The following is a 21,116-nucleotide window of genomic DNA, read 5'->3' as shown; positions in this document are numbered from 1 at the left end:
TGCCGGGCGCGCGCCGCAGGTTGCAGCGGGGATGAGCTGGTTCGTCGCGGACTGCACAAACGCGCCGCTGCGCGGCCTCCGGCGCCGCCGAAAATTGCGGGCGGCCCGGGCGGGGCGCGGCCAATGCCTGAGCGCATGGCGACGGAAGCCCCAGGCGCCGCGACTAGCTGCGGCGTCCGGTCACACCGCCGACAAGAAAAAAGCCGGGGACGTCGCCGCCCCCGGCTTGTGCGTGCCGCGCTGGGTTCAGCGTGCCGGCGCTTCGAAGCCGTCCTTGAAGATCTGGTCCGGCTGCGGCGGCGCCACATCCGGCAGCAGGCACCAGCGCACGATGGTGCCCGTGTCCTGGCCGGCGCTGTCGACTGCCTTCAGGCTCCAGCTGCCGCTCAGATCGTGTCCGGCGAAGGCCGCCAGCGGACTGTTGGGCTTGTAGCTGCTGCCGGTGATGTAGGCCGGCGCGGGCTCGGTGCCGCTGGTGCAGTTGGCGTGCAGGGCCAGGGTGGCCGCGTCGTCGACGGTCAGGTCCATGTTGTTGCCGCTGCAGCCGCCGTTGCCGTTGGGCGGGCGCTGCAGGAACACGACCGAGGTGGCGCCCTTGCTCAGGGTCAGGGTGAGGTCGCCCACGTAGGTATGGGTGATCTGCAGACCCAGGCGCAGGCCGTTCAGCGTGCCCGTGGTCGCCACGGTCTGGCTGTCGGTGACGCCGGTGGCGTTGTTGTCCGGAATCGCGGCATTGGGTGCGCGGCAGATCTCATTCGCCGTGCGGAACTGGAACACCGCCGACACCGTGCCCTGGCCGCAGGCATTGATGCCGTAGACGCGCCAGAAATACGCCGTGTCCGGGCTCAGCGCCACGCTGGGCGTATAGCTGGTGGTGGTGACGACCTGGTTCTCTACCAGGGTGGTGAAGCCCGCGTCGGTGGCGACCTGGATGCGATACGACGCCGCATCGGCGATCGGCGCCCAGCTGAAGACCGGCGAGGTCGCCTGGCCGGTGGCGTTGTTGGCCGGTGCGGTCAGGCTGCCCGCGGCGGGGGCGGCGGCGACCACGTTCAGCGTCGCACTGGCCGTGTGCTGCAGCGGCGGCGAGGCCGAATTGCCGGCCAGGGACAGGGTGTAGCTGCCGCTCGCCACGCCGGCGGTATTGGCCACGGCCAGCTGCGAGATCGCCGCCGGCTGGGCCGGCGTCACCGGGTTGGGTGTGAACGTGCCCGTCGCGCTGCCCGGCAGGCCGGTGACGCTGAGGGTGACCGGACTGGTGAAGCCGTTCAGGCTCTGCACGCCGACGTCGTAGCTGGCTGGCGAGCCGGCGCAGATATTGGCGGTCTGCGGATTGACCTGCAGGGCAAAGTCCGGATCGGTGCCCACGACCAGGGAGCCGGTGGCGGCCAGGGCGTATTTCTGCGGTCCGCTGGGCACGTTGATGCCGCGCACGCGCAGCTGATACGGGCCGGTGGCCGGTGCGGTGAAGCTGATGCGCTGCACCGTGTTGCGGTCGTCGTAGTTGGCCGTGGTCGTGTCCTGGGTCGGATTGGGATTGGACGGCGTGGCGGCGGCCGGCAGCTTCTGCGTCCACACATCGCCGTTGGGCGCGACCACTTCCAGGCGCAGGCTGTTGACCAGGGCCGGGCTGGCGCCGATGGCGGCGGCGGCGTCGGTCCAGGCCAGGGTGGCGTTGAAGGGCTGACCGGCGGTGATCACCACGGTATGCGTATCCTGCCCGCCGGTGGACAGGCCGTTGGGCGAATCGTGGATGTAGAGCCGGCTGGTGTCGCCGTTGAAATAAAGGGAATTATCCAGAAGTATCCGGCCCCAGCCCTGCGACTGGCCGGGCGCGCTGCCGGCGCCGCTGCCGCTCATGCTGAAGGCGCCGGAAATCATGATGGCCTTGATCAGGGCGCCGGATGGATTGGTGATGGCGTCGGCCGGATTGCGCTGGCCGCTGGGATAGAAGCCGCGCGCGAGATAGTCGCGCACCAGCGCGGCCAGGCCGGCGGCGGTGGGCGTGGCCATCGAGGTGCCGCTGGAGGTGCGCGTACCGCAGGCGTCGCGCTGGGCCGACACTATGCTGTCGCCCTGGGCGGTGAGATCCGGCTTGGTGCGCACATCCAGCGTGGGGCCGCGCGAGGAAAAGCTGGCCATGCCGTTGGCGGCGGTGCCGCGCAGGCTGGCGCCAATGGTCATCACGCTCTTGGCATTGCCCGGGCTGCCGACGTTGTTGCCGGCCGGGCAGGCCGAGGCGTCGTTGCCGGCGGCAAACAGCACCAGCATCTCCGGCCGGTCGTGCATGATGTTGTCGGCATGGCGTGCCTCGGCATCGTAGGTGACGGTACAGCCGCTGACGCAGCCGCCGAAGATGTTGGTGCAACCGCCGCCCCAGGAATTGCTGTGCAGGCGCGCGCCGCTGGTATAGGCCATGTCCGCGGCGTGATACGGATTGCCGGTGTTGCTCAGATAGGCCAGATCGCCGCCCATCTCCTGCATCACGATCTTGGCGCCGGGCGCGGTGCCGTCCAGATCGGTATTGCCGCCTTCGGTGGTGAAGTTGGTGCAGTCCACCGCATTGGCCGGATTGTTGCCGGCGATCGAGCCGGTCACATGCGTGCCGTGGCCGTGTTCGTCGGCCGGTGCGCCGCCGGCATCGCCGGACCATTTGTAGTAGGCCGTCACCTTGCGGTGGGCGAGATTGGGCGTGGTCACCGGCGGACAGCTCGCGCCGGTGTTGCAGTCGCTGATGGCCGGCGTCTGCGCCGCGTCGTTGAAGGCGCAGTTGCCGATGAACAGGCCCGAATCCAGCACGCCTACCGTCTGTCCGCAGCCGTACAGGCCCTTGGCGAATACCGGGCGCAGCGGGCTGGGCGAGTTGACATTGCTCTGGTGCAGCCAGTCCGCCTGGGAATTGAGCAGGCGCTTGGGCAGGCGGAAGCCGATCGCCGAAACCCGCGGATCCGCCGCCAGCTGCTCCACCGCCGCGCGCAGCTGGGCGCGCTCGAAGCGCGCAATCAGCTGCGTATCGCCGCCGGCCGCGACCGTGTTGACCACGCTCAGCCCCGGCGCGCGGGCCGCCAGCTGCTGCATCGCGGCGCGGTCGGCGCCCGCGTGCAGGCTGATGGAAAGCTCGGTGATGCCCGCATCCCGCAGCAGCGTGCCGCCGCGCAGTTCCGCGGCGATGTTCGGATCGATCTTGAACGCCGGCAGGAACGGACCGCTCCACACCACGCCGGGAATGGCGCGGGCGCGGCCGTCCAGCGTGGACGGCATCTGCACCACGTAGGCGTAGTACGGCGCGTAGTCGACGATCTTTGCCCCGATCGCCTCCACCGCCGCGCGCCGCGCGTCATCGATGGGGCCGTCGAACTTGATCAGGCGCAGGCTGGAATCCTTGAACGCCTCGACCTGCGCCAGCTGCGCAAACGGCTCCGGCGCCGACACCTTGCCGCTGCAGACATCCATCTGCGCTCCGGCGAACGACACGGCACAACGCTCGCCGCCCGCGGCGTAGGCCGAGAAAGACAAGGACAGACTTACACAGACAAACAAATACTTTCGCATGCGATATCCCCATGGCGCGTGTATAGCGATGATGGTCACCCGCACTGCGCAGCCGCGCCACGGCCGTAGTCGTTGCGAATACGGCAGAGTCCCCTGGCGACGGCGTCGAGCAAGTCCCTATCAGATAGCACAGCCTTCGGCGGTGTGGAACGGCCGGGCCATCCGTTCGCGTATCGGGATACTGTTGTGCCTGGCAGACGGCGGAACCGGACCTGATATACCTGTGGAAATAATGACAAATGCGTGACGCGGCCGCTGCCGGCGTCGGGTGCGGCGAGTTGGAGTGTTCCATCTGGCATGTCGCTGCGCGAGAACGGCAGTTCTCCGGGCGCGACGGATGCACGGGGAACGCAGGTCGACGGCTGTTGACACCGCTCCGATACCGGAGCCCCGTACAGGCGGTTCGCCAGCGGCGACCGGTGTGGGCATCGTGCAGGCGACGTAGCGGGAATTGCTTTTGGAAACAACCAGGCATCCTCGTCCGGGTCGGCTGGCAGGCACCCAGAAAAGGGGCGAACGAAGCGGCGAGCTGCCGCATCCTGCGCCTCGCACACCCGCGGCACGGCGTTGCGACCGGTGCTGCCCAAGCTGGCCTGGACTCAGCTACAATCCAGGGTCTTGGCGGCTGGAAAACCCGGGCCATGGCCGATCGCTACACGCACGCGGCCAACCTCGGCGTGGCAATGGATGCGCTGGGGGCAGATTGTCCGGCACGGTTACACAGAAATTACACCGGGTTTCCGGAAAGCGCTGCCAAGTCATTGACGGGCCTATAGCTCAACGGTTAGAGCAGAGGACTCATAATCCTTTGGTTCCAGGTTCGAATCCTGGTGGGCCCACCACTTCCGTCAGACGTTGGATCAATCCGTCTTTCAGACCGGAGAAGCATCCGGCCTCGGCGCTGCCCCGCATCCGCCTCGCGGGCGCATGCCTCGGGCAAGGCTCCGATCCTGCAGATGAGCGTGCGCCGGAGTACTGGATGCGGTGATCGGCGTGGAACCCGGACTTGCCGCGTGTCCTGGGCGCGGTCCAGTTCAGGCAGCGGCTTCGCTTGCTGGCGAGGTCGGCCGACTTGGATCGGCTGTTGAACAGATTATCCGTGGGCTTCGTGCCTGCCATCGGCTGATAGGCGCGAAAGCCCGTTGCCGCGAGCCAGACGCGGCGTTACTGCACGCCAAGTCAGCCCGGCTCACGCGGTGCTTCGCCCGAAGTGCGCGTAAAGCGGGCCGATATGTCCTGGAAATGGACCGGGCGGAAACGGATGCCGCAGGCGATTGATGTCGCCGATAGCGCCAGCGCAATTTCGCTGGAGTGCGGATGGCATCCCTCTCAAGCCTTGTTTTCCCGTCCTGGACGCGGGCCGAAGAAACCCCAAGCCAATGCCGGCGCAGGATCTGGAATGCCCTGCATGACCTTCTGTCATAATACGGCGCGGCGTCCTGTCATGGAGTGTGGTTCCCTTGGTCACGAATGCCCGGCTGCTCATAGCAGAAGCCCTCGCGCTTCCCGCTACCGGCGGCCATTCCATCGACCGCTACGCACAAGAGGCCGGCAGCGAGGTGTACGTCGTCTCCAACGAACGAGGTACGAACTACGTAATCTGCGCGATTGCAAAAAAAGGGTCGACGTCCGGCGATGACGCACACCTGCGCAAGTGCCTGCTGGCCTTGCCGCCCGTCAGCATGGCGCTCCAGCTCGATGCCAAGGGGCAGGTCAGGAAGATCATCCGGCACAGCTTGCGGACCGGTGATTTCGACTATGTCGCTTCCTTTGAGAAGCCCAGCATCCCTGCCTCCGCTCACCGCCTCGAACCCAAGTCCCTCAAGCCGCTTACAGGCAAGCTGGAGAATGTCCTGTTCGAGGTGCATAGCGCGTTGCGGGATATCGATGGTCTGCATGCGCCGGATGCGCTGGACGAGATCTGCAAGCTGATCTACGCCAAGCTCTACGATGAAGAGCAGAGCATCAAGACGGGCGAGCTTCTCTTTCAGCGTTCCCGCTATACCGCGGTGGAGGAGTGTGCCGCTGAAATCAGGCGGCTCTATCTCAAGGCGATAGACGACGACAAGGCGATATTCTCCAACAGGATCCCCGCCTATGAGCGTTCGCGCGGCGTATTCCGCGGCCAGTTGCTTCTGTCGAGTCCTGCCATCGTTCGCGCGGTCGAACTGCTCCAGTACTACGATCTCAGCAATTCGCCGGTGGACATCAAGGGCCGGGCGTTCCAGAACGTCCTGCTTCCCGCTGTCCGCGCCGGCATGGGGCAATATTTCACGCCTAAGGAAGTCATCGACTTCATCGTGCGCGTGATGCAGCCGAATGTTCGCGAACTCATCATCGACCCTTTTTGCGGTTCCGGTCATTTTCTGACCTCGGCCATCGACTACGTCCGCAAAACCCACGCCAAGGCAGGCAAGCTGTTCCACGAGTTTGCCTTCACGCGGCTGCATGGCATCGAGAAGAGCGACCGCATGGTCAGGATTGCGATGACCGATATGCGGCTTCACGGCGATGGACACAGCAATATCCGATGTATCGACTCGCTTCTTCCGTTCTCCAATTATCCTGACCTGTACCGCGGTACTTTCGACCTGGTAATGACCAATCCGCCGTTTGGTGTGGACTTGCCGCAAGACAGTCTTTCGCAACTGGGTCCTTTTGAGCTGGCGGCAGATCGCCGCTCGGCAGTCTCGCTGGAAATCGTCGCGCTTGAGCGGTGTCTTCAGCTTTTGCGTCCCGGCGGCCGTCTTGCGATTGTTCTTCCGGACAGCGTGCTCGGCAACCGCAGCACCGCCGGCGTGCGCCATTGGATTGCAGGCCAGGCGCGCGTGCGTGCCATTTTCAGCCTGCCCGTCGAAACCTTCTCGCCGTTCGGGGCCAATATCAAGACCAGCATTCTCGTCCTGCGAAAATGCGAGCCTGGGGAGGCGGATCCAGGCGGCTACAACATATTTCTCGCTGATCTCGGCTCCATAGGGTACGACGCCAGCGGCCGGCCTTCCGGCGACAGCGACCTCGAGGCGGCAGCCAATCGCTTCAGAGCGTTTCTTGACAAGGAGGGCTGGTGATGTGGGTGGATGTTGTCGAGAGCACGAGGCTGCTGAAGGCAAATCGGTGGACGGTTTCCTACTTTGCCGAGGCTGAGGCTCCCGGCGTTTCCGCGTATCGCCATCTTCCCTTGCGGGAACTGGCCGACGAGCGCCGAACCACGCTCGACCCCCAGCACTACGGCGACACGCGCATCGTCTATCTTGGTCTGGAAAACATCAGGTCGACGACCGGAGAGCTGGTGGAATTCGCGCCGCGCCGGGCGTCGTCGATCAAATCCCGATCGAAGACATTCCGGGAAAATGACGTCCTGTACGGGCGCCTGCGCCCGGAATTGAACAAGGTCTATTTGGCACAGCCGCCCGCATCGGAGGGCGTCTGTTCCGGCGAATTCATTGTCCTGACCGCGCGCCAGGACAGGGTGCTGCCGCGTTATCTGCGGCACATTCTGGCCTCGCCCTTCGTCACGCAGCTTGCGGGAAAGTTCACGGTCGGCGCCTCGCTTCCGCGCATGGCTGCGGAGGACTTGTTCAGCATAGAAGTTCCGGTGCCGCCTCTTGATGTGCAATCCAGGCTGGTCGAACAGCTTCTGGAAATCGATCAGGAGATCATCGCGCTGCGCGCGCGCCTGGAAGCGCTGCCATTGCAGCAGGCCGAAGGGCTTCTGGAAGCGCTTTCAACGGGAAAGCCTGTCATCCGGACTGCCGCGGCGGATTGATGCCCTAGAACAGGCTTCGCAAGCGGTCCTGGTAGTCGGATACATGCTTACGCAGCAGTTCGTTTGCTGCTGCGGCGGTCGGGTTCACGGCATTGATTCCCAGCGCCTTCAGCGCGGCTTGCCATTCGATCTTTTTGAACTGGTTGACTTCTTCGGAAGGAAAGTGTCTGTGAATGAATGATATGTAGGCATGAATGATGTCGTCCTTTTTCCGCAGCCCGCGGAAGATGGCGCGGGCTGCGCCGTTGTCGGTCTTCAGCATCCGCACCAGGCCGCCGAAATTCGCCGCGTATTCGACGTTCGCGGGCTTGCACGACTTGGGGCCGGATCTCCGCTCCCGTTTGCCGGCGGCGTTCAGCGGTTCTCCATCATGCGTGCATGCCTTCCGGGTGCAGCCGTCCGGGCAGGCCGATCCGGTTACGAAAGTACCGCCCCGCGCCAGGTGAAGCTGGTCGCGCACCTCGATGATGGGCAGAGAGGGGCCCAGGAAGTAGTCGTGAATTCTCGGCCACGAATATCCGTTTTCCAGGTTTTCCCACGACCAGATCAGCACAAGAAGCTGGTCGTGTCCGGCCGTCTCCTTTGCGAGGTTCGTGAAGTGGCCTTTGGCTTCGTCCACGCCGACATTCATTGATTTGGCTTCGATCCGGAACAGCTCGCCGTGGCGGCCTTGCGGTTCCCATTCGGCGCCCCGGTACAGGCAGGCGAAATCTGCGGGCTCGTGATCCGGCAGCCACGCCAGCTCGCACTTGCGCGCAAGTCCGCCTTCATTCGCCAGCACATTGTTCATGTGGTACACCCACAGTGCCTCAAGCAAGCTGCCCATGCCGCTGCCCAGGCGGCCGCCGCGCGTCCGGAATGTCTGTGCTGTGAACGCGTTGATTGCGTCCATCACCTTTGGCGCATCAGCGTGCAGGATTGCTACGGCATCGGCAGATCGGTTCACTCGAAGAACTCCCCGGGCGATAGCATGAGAGCGTTCGCCAGCTTGCGGATGTTGACAAGGCTGACATTCCGCGCAACCCGCTCAGCGCCGCCGACGTAGCTGCGACCGAGGCCGCAGATACGGGCGCGCTGTTCCTGCGAGTAGCCACGTTCGGCGCGGAGCGCGCGCAACGGTTGCCGAAGTCGGTCTTGTTCTTCATTTCGGTGCTCCTCGCCATGATGCTCATAGGACCCGAATGATTACAATGAGTCCTCGGACTTTGCGTACGACGCCCGGGCTGGTACGCGCAATCCCGCAGGAATGCATCGCATCCCGTCCCACATCTGCAACCGCCCATGACGCCATCCCGCATCGATCCGCAGCTCGTTCTTGCCTGGCAAACCGCCCATTCCATGGCCCGCGGCGCGCCGCTTCCCGTGCATGACCGCGGCGGCTATCGCGTCGATACCGGTTCGGAAAAAGAAGTGAAGCGCTGGGTGTTTCCGCAGCTGTGTGCGGGCCTGCGCGAAATCGCGCAGGAAATCGCGGCACCGCGGCATTTCCTGAAGCTGTGCGGCACCGACGAGGAATTGCGCAGTGTGCTGCCGGATCGCTGGACGATTCAGCCGGCGAACTATTTCATGGTCGCGACGGCGGCAATGCCTGGTACGAAGCCGCTGCCGGATGGGTACAGGATGGACGTCGCGCAGGCCGGGCCCGTCGTCCGGGCTTGCGTCGTCGCGCCGGATGGCGGGCTGGCAGCAAGCGGATGCGCCGCGGAGACGGCGGCGGTGTTCATTTACGACCGCATCGAAACCTCGCCGGATCATCGGCGCAAGGGACTCGGGGCCGCGGTGATGGCCGCGCTCGGCGCGGCGAGAAACTCGGCGGCCACGCCGCAGCTCCTGGTCGCGACAGAAGACGGCCGCGGCCTGTATGCGAATCTCGGCTGGATGGTGCTTGCGCCGTTTGCTGCGGCGGTGATACCGCAGGCTTGAATCCAGGTGCGGGCCGCGGCGGCCGGCCATTCTCCGGCCTCAGCGTATGCCGCCGGGCCGTGCCTGCTCCGCCTGTTCCAGTTCGAGCTGCGTCAGATACAGCCGCAGATCGAATTCCAGCTGGTGGTAGTCCGGCTCGATATGCGTACACAGCTGGTAGAAGGCCTTGTTGTGCTCGGCCTCCTTCAGATGCGCCAGTTCGTGTACCACGATGGTGCGGAGAAATTCGGCGGGCGCCTCGCGGAAGACGCTGGCGATACGGATTTCGCGGCTGGCCTTGAGCCGGCTGCCCTGTACGCGGGAGATGGTGGTATGCGTGCCCAGCGCGTGCTTCATCACCTGCAGCCTGGCGTCGTAGATCACCTTGCCCAGCGGCGCCGACTTTTTCAGGTGCCGCTCCTTGAGCGCCTGCACGTAGTCGTAGAGCTGGCCGTCGTTGCGCACGCCGTGGGGCTGGCCGTACTTTTCGGCCAGCAGCGTGCCCAGCCGGCCCTGTGCGATCAGCTCCTGCACCCGCATCTGCAGATGCGGCGAGTAGCCGGCGAGGTATTTCAGAGGACTCATGTTCGGCAGGGGCGCGGGCGGCGGGAACGGCAGGTATGATGGGACGGAAATCCTCAACATGAAACCGTGACATGGCGAAGGCGAATCCGCTCCAGGAACAGCTGCTCAAGGCCGGCCTGGTCAAGAAGTCCAAAGTGGCCGAGGTGGCGCGCGAACAGAACAAGGCGCGGCATGCCAAGGCGCCGGCCGGGCCCAGCGAAATCCAGATCGAGGCCGAGCGGGCCAGGGCGGAGAAGGTCGAGCGCGACCGCGTGCTCGCCGCCGAGAGCAAGGCCCAGGCGCGCATCGCCGAACTGCGCGCCCAGGCGCGCCAGATCATCCAGGACCGCAAGGTGCCGCGCTCCGGCGAGAGCGAATACCGCTTCAGCGTCGACGGCGCCATCCGCACGCTGCTGGTGAACGCGGATCTGCGCGGCAAGCTGTCCAGCGGCGCGCTGGTGATCGTGCGCGTGGATGATCGCTTCGAGCTGCTGCCGCGCGCGGCCGCCGACAAGGTGCGCGAACGCGATGCGTCCATGATCGTGCTCGATCACGGCCAGAGCACCGGCGCCGAGCCGGCCGCCGGTACTTCCGAAGACGATGCGTATTACGCCCAGTTCAAGGTGCCGGACGATCTGATCTGGTGACGGTGGACAGCGTCCGCGGCGCTGGTCCTCGCATACGGCCGCGCGGCGCAGCCCGCCACGTATCGAATGGCCTGGCTGGCGCGGTGCGCGGGGATGCACGCGCGATTCGGTATTGCACCGGGCGCTGCACGTGAAACCGCTGCGGTTGCGGAAACCCCGGCGGCGCGCTGGCTGAACCGGATGCGACGGGCGCCGCCCGGCCTGGCCGGCTATTTGCTGTGTGGAAAGCCGGATCGGCGACGGGTACCGGACATGGCCGCGACAGAACACTGCTGGGATTGCCTCATCATCGGCGGCGGGCCCGCCGGACTGACCGCCGCGACGTACCTGTGCCGGTTTCACCGCAGCTGTCTGGTGGTGGATGCGGGCGAAAGCCGCGCGCGCTGGATACCGGAAAGCAACAACTGCCCGGGATTTCCCGACGGCATCCGCGGTCCCCGGCTGCTGCAGCGTCTGCACCAGCACGCCGGGTCCTATGGCGTGACCCTGGAGAAAGGCCTGGTTGATCGTGTCAGCGTCGACGGCGGCGAGTTCGTGGTCTGCGCCGGCGCGCGTTCCTGGCGCGCACGCACGGTCATTCTCGCCAGCGGCATCAAGGATCAGCTGCCGCCGTATGCCTGGGTGGAACAGGCCATCGCCCAGCGCGCGCTGCGCCTGTGCGCAGTCTGCGACGCCTACGAGGCCACGGACCTGCGCATCGGCGTCTACGGCCGCCTGGACAAGCTCATTTCCCACGCGCGCTTTCTGCGCACCTTTTCCGCACAGGTCCTGCTGCTGCCCACCGACGCCGGTGACGAGCAGGACAGGCAGGCCGCCGCGGCCGCGGGATTGCCGATCCTGCCGCCGGGCGAACTGGAATTCGACGGCCGGCGCATCGCGCACCGCGCACGCGCGGGCGCCCGCACCGTGCTGGACGCGGTCTATGCCTGCCTGGGTTCCAACACCGCGGCCGAACTGGTGACCGCGATCGGCGCGCGCGTGAGCGAAGCCGGCGAGATCGAGGTCGACCGCTATCAGATGACCGCCGTCGACGGCGTCTATGCCATCGGCGATATCGTCAGTGGCCTGAACCAGATCGCCGTGGCCTTCGGCCACGCGGCGGTCGCCGCCTGTCATCTCCATGCCGGATTGCCGCGTACCGAGCGGGACCTGATCCAGCCAGCATGATGCGTCGGCGCAGCGCGCCACATCCGCCGCCGACGAGCCTGTCTGTGCATTCCGGTCGTCCTGCGCGCCAGCTGCCGCCCCCGCCAGAAATCATCCTGCCCGTGACTTCCGCGGCAATGTGGAAGATGCGTTTTGCAAGAACGTTTGGACAGCCAAGGGCACATTGCCCTGGCGGCGGCATGGGTGGACTGCGCTGCCCGCGGCCTTTCGCGCATCACCACAGGAACGGATCGGGCGCTTGCCGCCGTCTGCGCACTGGCACGGTGCTTGCGCAACGGGAGTTTCTTCTCCGCCATCCAGGCCAGGCGCCGTTTCCGGCGTGCCGGCCGCTTCGGGAGCGTCTCATGATTTCCAAAGAACCCAACAGCCAGGCCGAAGTCGCCGCCGCCGCGGCGGCGCGCGCCACCGACAGCGGACCGGCGCATACCGGCGCAGACGGCACCGGCGATGATGCGCCGGCCCGGCGCGCAGCTGCCGTCGACAGCACGGCGGCGGCATTTCCGTTCAACCGGATCAAGGCCGCCGAGTTCGGTCGCGAGCAAGCGCTGGATCCGCCCCAGGGACCGCACGTGGCAGCCCCTGCGGCCGTTACCGGCAGCACGCTCAGCGAGTGCCGGGTCACGGCGAAGACCGGCGCCGCCGCCGCCGCGGGCAGCAATGCGGCCGTGGCGCCGCTGGAAGCGGTGCGCGCCGACGCCAGCGGCCAGCGGCTCACCACCAACCAGGGCGTTCCGCTCGCGGAAAACCAGAACTCGCTCAAGGCCGGGCTGCGCGGCCCGGCCCTGCTGAAAGATTTCATCCTGCGCGAGAAGATCACCCACTTCGATCACGAGCGCATTCCCGAGCGTATCGTGCACGCGCGCGGTTCCGGCGCACATGGCTATTTCGAGAATTACGAGCCGCTGACCGAGTTCACGCGCGCTGCGCTCTTTTCCGCGGCCGGCAAGCGCACTCCGGTATTCGTGCGCTTCTCCACGGTGGCCGGCGAGCGCGGCTCCAAGGACACGGCGCGCGACGTGCGCGGCTTCGCGGTCAAGTTCTATACCGACGAAGGCAACTGGGACCTGGTCGGCAACAACATGCCGGTGTTCTTCATCCAGGATGCGATGAAGTTCCCCGATCTCGTGCACGCGGTGAAGCCCGAACCGCATCACGCCATGCCGCAGGCGGCATCGGCGCATGACACGTTCTGGGATTTCGTCTCGCTGATGCCCGAGTCCACCCACATGCTGCTGTGGCTGATGTCGGACCGGGCCATTCCGCGCAGCTATCGCATGATGCAGGGCTTCGGCGTGCACACTTTCCGCTTCGTCAACGCGGCAGGCGCGTCCACCTTCGTGAAATTCCACTGGACGCCGCTGCAAGGCACGCATTCGCTGGTCTGGGACGAGGCCGTCAAGATCAGCGGCGCCGACCCCGACTACCATCGCCGCGATCTGTGGGAAGCTATCGAAGCCGGCGACTGTCCGCAGTGGGAGCTGGGTGTGCAGCTGATTTCGGAGGAGGCCGCGCAGGCTTATTCCTTCGATGTGCTGGACGCCAGCAAGATCGTGCCCGAGGAACTGGTGCCGATCACTCCCGTCGGCCGCCTGGTGCTGGACCGCAATCCCGACAATTTCTTCGCCGAGACGGAGCAGGTCGCTTTCTGCGCCGCCCATGTCGTGCCCGGTGTCGATTTCAGCAACGATCCACTGCTGGCCGGGCGCATCCATTCGTATGTGGATACGCAGATTTCCCGCCTGGGCGGTCCGAATTTCCACGAGGTGCCGATCAACGCACCGCTGGCCCCGGTGCACAACAACCAGCGCGACGGCATGCACCGCCGCACCGTGCACCGCGGCCGCGTGGCCTACGAGCCGAATTCGCTGGGCGGCGGCTGTCCGTTCCAGGCCGGCAGCGCGGGCTTCGTGCCATTTCCCGAGCCGGTGCAGCAGGACGAAGTGCGCGGCCGTCCGGAAAAATTTGCCGAGCACTATCGCCAGGCCACGCTGTTCTATGTGAGCCAGTCGCCGGCGGAGCAGGCGCATATCGCCGCGGCCTTCCGTTTCGAGCTGAGCAAGGTCACCGTGCCGGCGGTTCGCGAGCGCATGCTGGCATCGCTGCGCAACGTCGCCGACGATCTCGCGCAGCAGGTTGCGGATGGGCTGGGCATGGCCTTGCCCGAACCCATGCCGCGCGCGATCGAGCCTTCCGCTGCACCGGAAGTCACCCATTCGCCTGCACTCTCACTGCGCGCGCGTCCGGGCGAGGCCGGCGTGCGCAGCCGCAAGGTGGCGATCCTGGTGGCCGGCGGCGTGAACGCTGCGACGGTTGCGGCGCTGCAGCGCGCGCTGCTGCAGGCCGGTGCCGTGCCGCGCCTGGTCGGGCCGCGCATAGGCCTGGTCGACAGCACGGGCCCCGGCGTCATCGATGCGGATGCATCGCTGGAGAACGAGCCCAGTTGCTTGTTCGACGGCGTGATCGTGCCGGACGGCGAGATGCCGGCGCTGCGCCGGGACGGCCGCGTGCTTGAATTCCTCAAGGACCAGTACCGCCATTGCAAGACGATGCTGCTGGTCGGCGCCAGCACTTCACTGCTGCAGAACGCCGGTATTCCCGCGGACGAGACGGATGCCGGCCTGCTCATGGCGGCCGCCTGGGCGGACGGGTTGCCGCAGCGCTTCATCGAGGCGCTGGCCATGCATCGCCATTTCGATCGCGAACGCGATCCGCCGCTGGTGTGACGCGCCGCATGTCTTCTTCCGGCGCGAAGCAGGGCGCGAGTGCAGCGGGGCCGCGGCAAGCGTCTGCGCAGCCATTGCGGGCACTGCGGAAACGGGCGGATCTTCGCCGTGCCTCCGCTCTGGTCCTGCTGCTGGCGTTGCTGCCGGCGACGGCAGGTGCCTGTCCTTCGTGCAGTGCCGAATTCCGCGCCGCGCTGGGCGATTTCGGTGCAGTGCGGCCATTGTCCGGTCTGGCTGCGACGGCGGCCGCCTGCGTGCTGCTGGTCGCGGCGGCAGGCCGCCGTTTTGCGGATGGCGGATTGCGCGCGCTGGTCCAGGCCGGATTGCTGCTGGGTATCGGCTTCGGCGGCTTCGTCGACGGCATCGTGCTGCACCAGATCCTGCAATGGCACGGCATGGTGTCCTCCGCCCTGACACCGGCCGATCTGATCGCGGCCAAGGTCAACATGTTCTGGGACGGTATCTTCCACGCCGGCATGTGGGCTTTCGCCGGCGCTGGCGTGCTGCTGCTGTGGCGCGCTACACGCCGGGCGCCGCTGGCCGGCGAGGGGCGGCGCCTGGTGGCTGCCGCGGTGCTGGGCTGGGCGCTGTTCAACGGTATCGAAGGCGTGGTCGATCACCACCTGCTCGATCTGCACCATGTGCGCGATTTCGTTTCCCGCCGGCTTCCGTGGGATCTGGGTTTTCTTGCGGTCAGTCTGGTGCTGGGCGCGCTCAGTGCGCCGCTTGCGTTGCGGAGGCCGCGGGGCGCGTAACGCGCCATCGCCGACGGCAACGGCTCGCAGGGGACATGGGCGCATCATGAGCCGGGGATCGCCGTATCCACGGCATGGATCCGCAAACTCCGGGTCTTGATGGCTCCGCGCGGGTGCGCACCGTCGGCCGCTGCTGCAACGCCGAGCCGCACCGCAGAAAATGGCGCGCCCGGGACAGTGTGTACCGTGCTACGGCACCAGCACGACCTTGCGGCACTCTTCCTGTTTCCCGTTGAAGATCTCATAGCCGCGCGCCGCCTCCGCCAGGGGCAGGCGGTGGGTGATGATGGCGTGGGGTTCGAGGTCGCCGTTCTCGATATGCGCCAGCAGTTCGGGCAGCAGCCGCTGCACGTGGGTCTGGCCCATGCGGAAGGTGAGCCCCTTGTCGAAGGCGTCGCCGAGCAGGAATCCGTGCAGCCATCCGGCGTAGACGCCGGGAATGCTGACGATGCCGCCGCGCCGCGTAGCCGCGATGCACTGCCGCAGCACGAACCCGCTGCCGGCCTCGATCTTGAGCGTGGCCAGGATGGTCTCGGTAGTGCTGCCCTTGGCCTCGAAGCCGACAGCGTCGATGCTTGCGTCGACGCCGCGCTGATGGGTCCGGGCGATGATGGTTTCGGCCGGATCGTTGATTTCGTCGAAATTAAGCGGAATGATGCCGTAGGTGGTCTGGGCGAATGCCAGCCGGTAGGGATGGTGGTCGATCATGAAGATCTTTTCCGCGCCGCGCAGCCGCGCGCAGGCCGCTGTCATCAGCCCGACCGGGCCGGCGCCGAAGATCGCCAGCGACGAGCCCGGGCTGATTTCGGCGTTGAGCACGGCCTGGTAGCCGGTGGGCAATATGTCGCTGAGAAACAGCACCTGCTCGTCGGCGAGACTGCCGGGAACCGCGAAGGGACCGACATTGGCCTTGGGCACGCGTACGAATTCCGCCTGCCCGCCCGGCACACCGCCGAACAGATGGCTGTAGCCGAACAGCGCCGGCGGTGGCGAGATGTTCTTGCGGTTGAGGGCGGAGCCCGGATTGTCGCCGCTGGCCTCGCAGCAGGCGAACTGGCTGCGTTCGCAGAAGAAGCACTGGCCGCAGGCGATCACGAACGGGATCACGACGCGGTCGCCCTTGCGCACCCGCGTCACCGCCGGGCCGGCTTCTTCGACGATGCCCATGAATTCATGGCCGAGAATGTCGCCGGCCTTCATGTCCGGGATCTTGCCGCGGTACAGATGCAGATCCGAACCGCAGATCGCCGTCGCGGTCACGCGCAGGATGATGTCGTCGTCCTGCTGCAGTATCGGGTCCGGCATGGTTTCGACGCGCACGTCCCTGGTGCCGTGGTAGGCCAGTGCTTGCATGGTGTTTCTCCCTTGCTCCTGGGCCGCATGGCTGCGGCGTGCGCGGCGCGAAGTGCTGCAACCCGTCGCGGCCGATCACGCACGGCACCTCGGCACGGAAAGCGGTGCGGATAAAGCGGAAACGGTGAAACCGAAGGCGCGGTCCGGCGACAGGATGCATAGGCGCGCTGCCAGACCGCGCGATCAGCCGTTCACGTCACAGCGTCAGCGGCTGCCGCCCTGGCCACCGCGTCCGCCCTGGCCGCTGTCTTACTCGTTGCCGCCGCGCCGGTTGCCGCCGCTGGCTTCGCCGCCCTTGCGGCCGATCTCGGCCATGTGCTCGCGATCCTGGCTGACGGACTCGCCGCCCTTGCGGCCGGCTTCGCGCGCTTCCTCGGAGGTGAACTCGTGCGCGTTGCCGCTTTCATGCGCGGCGCGGCCGCCCTTGCTGGCGATCTCGCGCTGCTTGTCCTCGTCCATGCTGGCAAAGCCACGGCCTTCGCTGCCGCCCTGGCCGGAGCGGCTCTGGCTGCTGCTTTCTTCCTGGCTGCGGCCGCCGCTTTCGCCTTGGCCGCGGTCGCTGTCCTTGTCCTGGCCGCGTCCACCACCCTGACTGCCCTGGCCACCCTGGCTACCCTGGCCACTTTGGCCGCCCTGGCCCTGGCCGCTCTTGCCGCCCTGGTTGTTCTGGTTGTTTGCCACGTTGTCTCTCCACTGTGTTGCGCGAGCTGCGCCGGAAGACACGGCAATTGGTGTGCCACACGATGGCTGCGTATAAATGACGACATTTGCCAGAAATGCGGCGCAGAAAGACCGATGCCGCAATAGCGTCGTGCAGAATGGCGAAGCGCGACCGAAGGTGAACGGCAGGCGATGGAAGCGGGGCTCTGCGGCGCTGTGCAGCGACCGCCGCTGTCGCGCGGTCGGGGCCGGAGGACGCAAGGGCAGGAATGCCCAGTCTGGGATTTTCCTGCAGCCGCAGCTTCGGCGGACTCGCGAACGCTGCAGCCGCTCCGTACATCCATCGTACTGCTCCTCGTCGCGCGCGCAGAACCGGTGCCTGAGCCCGCAGCGGAGACCACCGCGTCTATGCCAGCGGACGCGCACGGCCGAGGTCGTATACATTCGCCTCCGGCCGCGGCAGTTGCGCCGTGGCCGGCAATCGACAGGCGGAGATCGCATGGCACGCTACGGCTTCGACAAGAACCTCAGTCCCGTCATCGAGGCGGCGCAGTCGTGCGTCCGGCGCTGCCTGATCGGCGACGGCAGCGTGTTCTCCGGGCAATCGCTGTGGACGGCGCAGGGTTTCGCGGCGCTGGACCGCTATTTCGTCCAGCAGCCCGACGAAGGCCAGGGCACCTTCTACGAAAAGCTGCGCGGCCAGCTGGCGCCGGCGCCGCCGGAGGCGGTGCGGCTGATGGCCGAGGCGCTGTGGCTGCTGCTGTTGTTTCCGTCGAATATTTCCGCCGATACCAAGCGCGAGAACTGCATCGAGGTGTGGAGCTGGTCCGGCGCGGCGCTGGATCCGCAGCATCCGCTGCTGGCCGACGCGGTGCTGCGCGGTATCGGTTCGGCCGGCATGGGCATGAATACCAATCGCTGGCGCGAGGTGAACTACCTGGTCGGCCTGGGGCAGAAGCTCAAGGCCCTGCCGCCGGCGCAGCGCGAGGCCGTGTTCGCCTCGTACGACAGCTTCACCGAATGGCTGGCCACGGTGCCGCAGGAAGGCGAGCGCCAGTTCCGCCATATGCTGCGCTACTTCCTGTTTCCGGATCAGGTGGAGCGCATGTCATCCAACCGCGACCGGCGCAGCGTACTGGCGGCCTACGCCGTTGCCGATGCGAGGACCAGCAGGAACTGGAGCGACCGCCAGCTCGACGAGGCGCTGCTTTCCCTGCGCCGGCAGCTGGAAGCCGAGCATCAGACTGACAAGCTGGATTTCTACGCGCCGCCGCTGCGGGCGCGCTGGAAGCCGGACGAGGAGGAAGAGGACAAGACCACGCCGGCTACGGTGACGTCTTTCGTCTACACCGGCGTGCGCGAACCCGCGCCGCCGCCGGCCGCCACCGCCAGGCCGGCGCGCAACGTGATCTACTACGGTCCGCCCGGCACGGGCAAGACTGAAAAACTGCGGGAGCTTTTCAACGAATACACCGATCCCGTAGCCGATATCGACCGGCGCTCCTGGGAAGTCGCCCTGGTGGCCGAACAGGGCTGGCGCGCGGTGATCGCGGTGGCGCTGGCGCAGCTCGGCGGCACGGCGCGGGTTGGCGACATCGCCGAGCATGGCCTGATCCTGGCCAAGGCGGCCGAGCGGCGGCGCAGCGGCAATTTGCTGGCGACGTTGTGGGGTTATCTGCAAAGCCATTCCGATCCTGACTCGGCCACGATCGCCTACAGCAACCGCCGCGAGCCCTTCCTGTTCGACAAGGACGCCAACGCGCAATGGCGCCTGCTGCCGCAATGGCGCGAGCGCGACCCGGAAGCCGCCCGCCTGCTGCACGCCTGGGAACAGGGCCCCGGCGCCGGGCGCGAACCGGTGCGGCGCTACCGCGTGGTCACCTTCCATCCATCCTACAGCTACGAGGATTTCGTCATCGGCCTGCGCCCGGTGACCGACGATGACGCCGAATCCGCCGCGCCGCGCTTCGCCCTGGTCGACGGCGTGTTCAAGCAGATCTGCCAGCAGGCGCGCGCCAATCCGGCGCGGCGCTACGCGCTGTTCATCGACGAGATCAACCGCGCCAATATCGCCAAGGTGTTCGGCGAGCTGATCACCCTGGTCGAGGCGGACAAGCGCGCCCGCTACGACGCGGACGGCCGCCTGACCGGCGGCCTGGAAGTGCAGCTGCCCGGCGCGGGCGAGCTGCTGTTCGGCGTGCCGGCCAATCTGGATATCTACGGCAGCATGAACACGGCGGACCGCTCCATCGCCTTGCTCGACATCGCGCTGCGGCGGCGCTTCACCTTCGAGGAACTCGCACCGCGCTACGAGCCGCTGGACCGTGCGGTCGCGGCGGTACACCTGGGCCGGCTGCTGCAGGTGATAAACCGGCGCCTGGAATACCTGCTGGACCGCGATCACTGCATTGGCCACGGCTATTTGTGGAATGTTTCCAGCCTGGAAGAATTGCAGGCAGTGTTCGCGCGCCAGATCCTGCCGCTGCTGCAGGAATATTTCTTCGACGACTGGAGCCGGGTCGCTGCCGTGCTGTCGGATGCGGACGGCGCCTGCGCCTTCCTGCGCGAAGAGCGCGTTGCCGCGCGCAGCCTGTTCGGCCGCGTCGCGGAACTGGAACCCGAACGGCGCTGCTACCGGCTGACGCCGCCGCAGGACTGGAGCGCGGAGGTGTTCCGCGGCGTGTACGAAGGCGTGGCCGGCGAGGACGAGGCCGATATCGCATGAGGCCGGCGCTGACCGTGCTGGAACACGAAGCCGTGCCGGTCGCCGCGACGCCCGGGCCGCGGCGGCTGTCCGAGCAGGAGGCCGAGGAAGCCGCGCGCATCGCGCTGCAGCGGCCCGGTTTCTGCCAGCGCGGCTACCGTTCGCTGCGCTTCAGCCAGTACGGCGGCGTGGTCCATCTGGCCGGGCGCGCGCTGGAAATCCTGCCCAAGGTGGAACAGCGCACGCAGTCGGCCTCGCAGTGCCGCGGCACCTTCCTGCGCCTGCTGGCGCTGGCCGGCGACCTGCCGCTGACCGCGCTGGACGAGCTGGGCCAGGCCGCGCGCGAGGCGACCTTGCTGGACGTCTTCATCGCCGCCTTCTTCGATGAACTCGGCCTGCTGCTGCGCGGCGGGCTGCTGCGGCGCTACCGCGAGGAAAGCGGCGACCTGCCGCTGCTGCGCGGGCGTCTGTTGATTGCGCAGCAGCTGCGCCGCCACGCGCTGCGCCAGGATCGCCTGGCCTGCCGCTACGATGAACTGAGCGCGGACAATGACTGGAACCGCGTGCTCAAGGCCGGCCTTGCGGTGCTGCGTCCCTGGCTGGTTTCGCCGCGCCTGCGGCGGCGCTGGAGCGAGCTGTGGCCGGCGTTTGATGAAGTCGCCGACCTGCCCGATGCCGCCGGCGTATTCGCGCGGCTGTCGCCGGACCGGCAGGTCGCGCGCTATGCCTCGGCCGTGCGCTGGGCGCGCTGGATCGTGGCCTCGTGCGCGCCCGTGCTGCGCGCCGGCGCGGCCGTGGCGCCGGGCCTGCTGTTCGACGCCAACCGGCTGTTCGAGCGCGCCGTGGCCGGCCATCTGCGGACACGCTGCGCGCGGCATCCGGCGCGGCTGGAGCTGCTGCGTCAGGACCGCGGCACCTTCCTGGCGCATATCGCCACCGCACCGCGTGCGCATCCGGCGGTGCCGGTACAGCCGGATCTGCTGCTGCGCGAGGACGGCGCACTGCGCCTCGTCGCCGACACCAAGTGGAAATGTGCGGAACCTGGCCGCGGTGGCCATATCGAGCCCGCGGTACAGGACGTGCATCAGCTGCTGGCCTATGCGGCGGCGTACCGCTGCAGCGATGTCGCGCTGATCTATCCCTGGCACGCGGGGCTGGCTGCGGCGCGCGAGACCGTGCTGGAACTGCCGTCCACGCCGGGCGCCCCTGTGCGGCTGCATGTGGTCGTGGTCGACGTGGGCGCGCCGGGTCTGCCGCTGCGCCTGGGAACGGCGACGCCGTGGCTGGGCGAACTGCTGGGAGCCGGCGCGGCCTGAACGGCGT

14 protein-coding genes, 1 tRNA gene and 1 pseudogene are annotated in these 21,116 nt (G+C 67.0%); 10 read left to right on the top strand and 6 right to left on the bottom strand.

What is annotated here, in order from left to right; all coding sequences use genetic code 11:
- Positions 1-246: 246 nt before the first annotated feature.
- The gene (locus NM961_RS05225) at positions 247-3,552 is read right to left on the bottom strand and encodes a S8 family serine peptidase (protein ID WP_255912313.1); all 3,306 of its coding nucleotides are present in this window, start codon (positions 3,550-3,552) and stop codon (positions 247-249) included.
- 766 nt (positions 3,553-4,318) lie between these two features.
- Between NM961_RS05225 and NM961_RS05220 the strand changes: the two genes are divergently transcribed.
- From NM961_RS05220 to NM961_RS05210, 3 genes are all read left to right on the top strand, one after another.
- Positions 4,319-4,394: transfer RNA gene (locus tag NM961_RS05220), tRNA-Ile, on the top strand.
- A 618-nt stretch (positions 4,395-5,012) separates the two neighbouring features.
- Positions 5,013-6,620, top strand: a complete 1,608-nt coding sequence (locus NM961_RS05215) for an HsdM family class I SAM-dependent methyltransferase (protein ID WP_255912302.1) — start codon at positions 5,013-5,015, stop codon at positions 6,618-6,620.
- Positions 6,617-7,318, top strand: a complete 702-nt coding sequence (locus NM961_RS05210; protein ID WP_255912300.1) for a restriction endonuclease subunit S domain-containing protein — start codon at positions 6,617-6,619, stop codon at positions 7,316-7,318. Before NM961_RS05215 ends, NM961_RS05210 begins: the two co-directional genes overlap by 4 nt.
- Before the next feature lie 4 nt (positions 7,319-7,322).
- On the opposite strand, the gene NM961_RS05205 is transcribed toward NM961_RS05210, so the two are convergent.
- Positions 7,323-8,264 (bottom strand): hypothetical protein, encoded by a 942-nt coding sequence (locus NM961_RS05205; protein ID WP_255912298.1) that lies wholly within the window; start codon positions 8,262-8,264, stop codon positions 7,323-7,325.
- Positions 8,261-8,434, bottom strand: a complete 174-nt coding sequence (locus tag NM961_RS05200; protein ID WP_255912296.1) for a helix-turn-helix domain-containing protein — start codon at positions 8,432-8,434, stop codon at positions 8,261-8,263. Before NM961_RS05200 ends, NM961_RS05205 begins: the two co-directional genes overlap by 4 nt.
- 165 nt (positions 8,435-8,599) lie before the next feature.
- On the opposite strand from NM961_RS05200, the gene NM961_RS05195 reads away from it, so the two are divergent.
- The gene (locus NM961_RS05195) at positions 8,600-9,241 is read left to right on the top strand and encodes a hypothetical protein (RefSeq protein WP_255912295.1); all 642 of its coding nucleotides are present in this window, start codon (positions 8,600-8,602) and stop codon (positions 9,239-9,241) included.
- A gap of 39 nt (positions 9,242-9,280) precedes the next feature.
- On the opposite strand, the gene NM961_RS05190 is transcribed toward NM961_RS05195, so the two are convergent.
- Positions 9,281-9,805, bottom strand: a complete 525-nt coding sequence (locus NM961_RS05190; protein ID WP_255912293.1) for a M48 metallopeptidase family protein — start codon at positions 9,803-9,805, stop codon at positions 9,281-9,283.
- A gap of 71 nt (positions 9,806-9,876) precedes the next feature.
- On the opposite strand from NM961_RS05190, the gene NM961_RS05185 reads away from it, so the two are divergent.
- From NM961_RS05185 to NM961_RS05170, 4 genes are all read left to right on the top strand, one after another.
- Entirely contained in the window at positions 9,877-10,431 is a 555-nt protein-coding gene (locus tag NM961_RS05185; protein ID WP_255912291.1) for a DUF2058 domain-containing protein, read from the top strand.
- Between the two features lie 252 nt (positions 10,432-10,683).
- The gene (locus NM961_RS05180; protein WP_255912289.1) at positions 10,684-11,598 is read left to right on the top strand and encodes an NAD(P)/FAD-dependent oxidoreductase; all 915 of its coding nucleotides are present in this window, start codon (positions 10,684-10,686) and stop codon (positions 11,596-11,598) included.
- Positions 11,599-11,942: 344 nt separating this feature from the next.
- Entirely contained in the window at positions 11,943-14,321 is a 2,379-nt protein-coding gene (locus NM961_RS05175; protein WP_255912287.1) for a catalase, read from the top strand.
- Positions 14,322-14,542: 221 nt separating this feature from the next.
- A complete protein-coding gene (locus NM961_RS05170; RefSeq protein WP_255912285.1) occupies positions 14,543-15,076 on the top strand; it encodes a DUF2243 domain-containing protein in 534 nt (177 codons plus the stop codon).
- 189 nt (positions 15,077-15,265) lie between these two features.
- On the opposite strand, the gene NM961_RS05165 is transcribed toward NM961_RS05170, so the two are convergent.
- Both NM961_RS05165 and NM961_RS05160 read right to left on the bottom strand, forming a co-directional pair.
- The gene (locus NM961_RS05165) at positions 15,266-16,429 is read right to left on the bottom strand and encodes a zinc-dependent alcohol dehydrogenase (protein WP_255912283.1); all 1,164 of its coding nucleotides are present in this window, start codon (positions 16,427-16,429) and stop codon (positions 15,266-15,268) included.
- A 249-nt stretch (positions 16,430-16,678) separates the two neighbouring features.
- A pseudogene (locus NM961_RS05160) lies at positions 16,679-16,915 on the bottom strand (KGG domain-containing protein); the annotation flags it as partial.
- A gap of 673 nt (positions 16,916-17,588) precedes the next feature.
- Between NM961_RS05160 and NM961_RS05155 the strand changes: the two are divergent.
- Both NM961_RS05155 and NM961_RS05150 read left to right on the top strand, forming a co-directional pair.
- On the top strand, positions 17,589-19,814 hold the full coding sequence (locus NM961_RS05155) for an McrB family protein (protein WP_255912281.1): 2,226 nt from the start codon (positions 17,589-17,591) through the stop codon (positions 19,812-19,814).
- Positions 19,811-21,109, top strand: a complete 1,299-nt coding sequence (locus tag NM961_RS05150) for an McrC family protein (protein WP_255912260.1) — start codon at positions 19,811-19,813, stop codon at positions 21,107-21,109. Before NM961_RS05155 ends, NM961_RS05150 begins: the two co-directional genes overlap by 4 nt.
- Positions 21,110-21,116: the final 7 nt, after the last annotated feature.

Source organism: Tahibacter harae, from assembly GCF_024437735.1.
In the GTDB taxonomy this organism is placed as follows: domain Bacteria; phylum Pseudomonadota; class Gammaproteobacteria; order Xanthomonadales; family Rhodanobacteraceae; genus Tahibacter; species Tahibacter harae.
The sequence above is the reverse complement of the archived record's forward strand: the minus strand, read 5'-3'. Positions and strand labels throughout refer to the sequence as shown.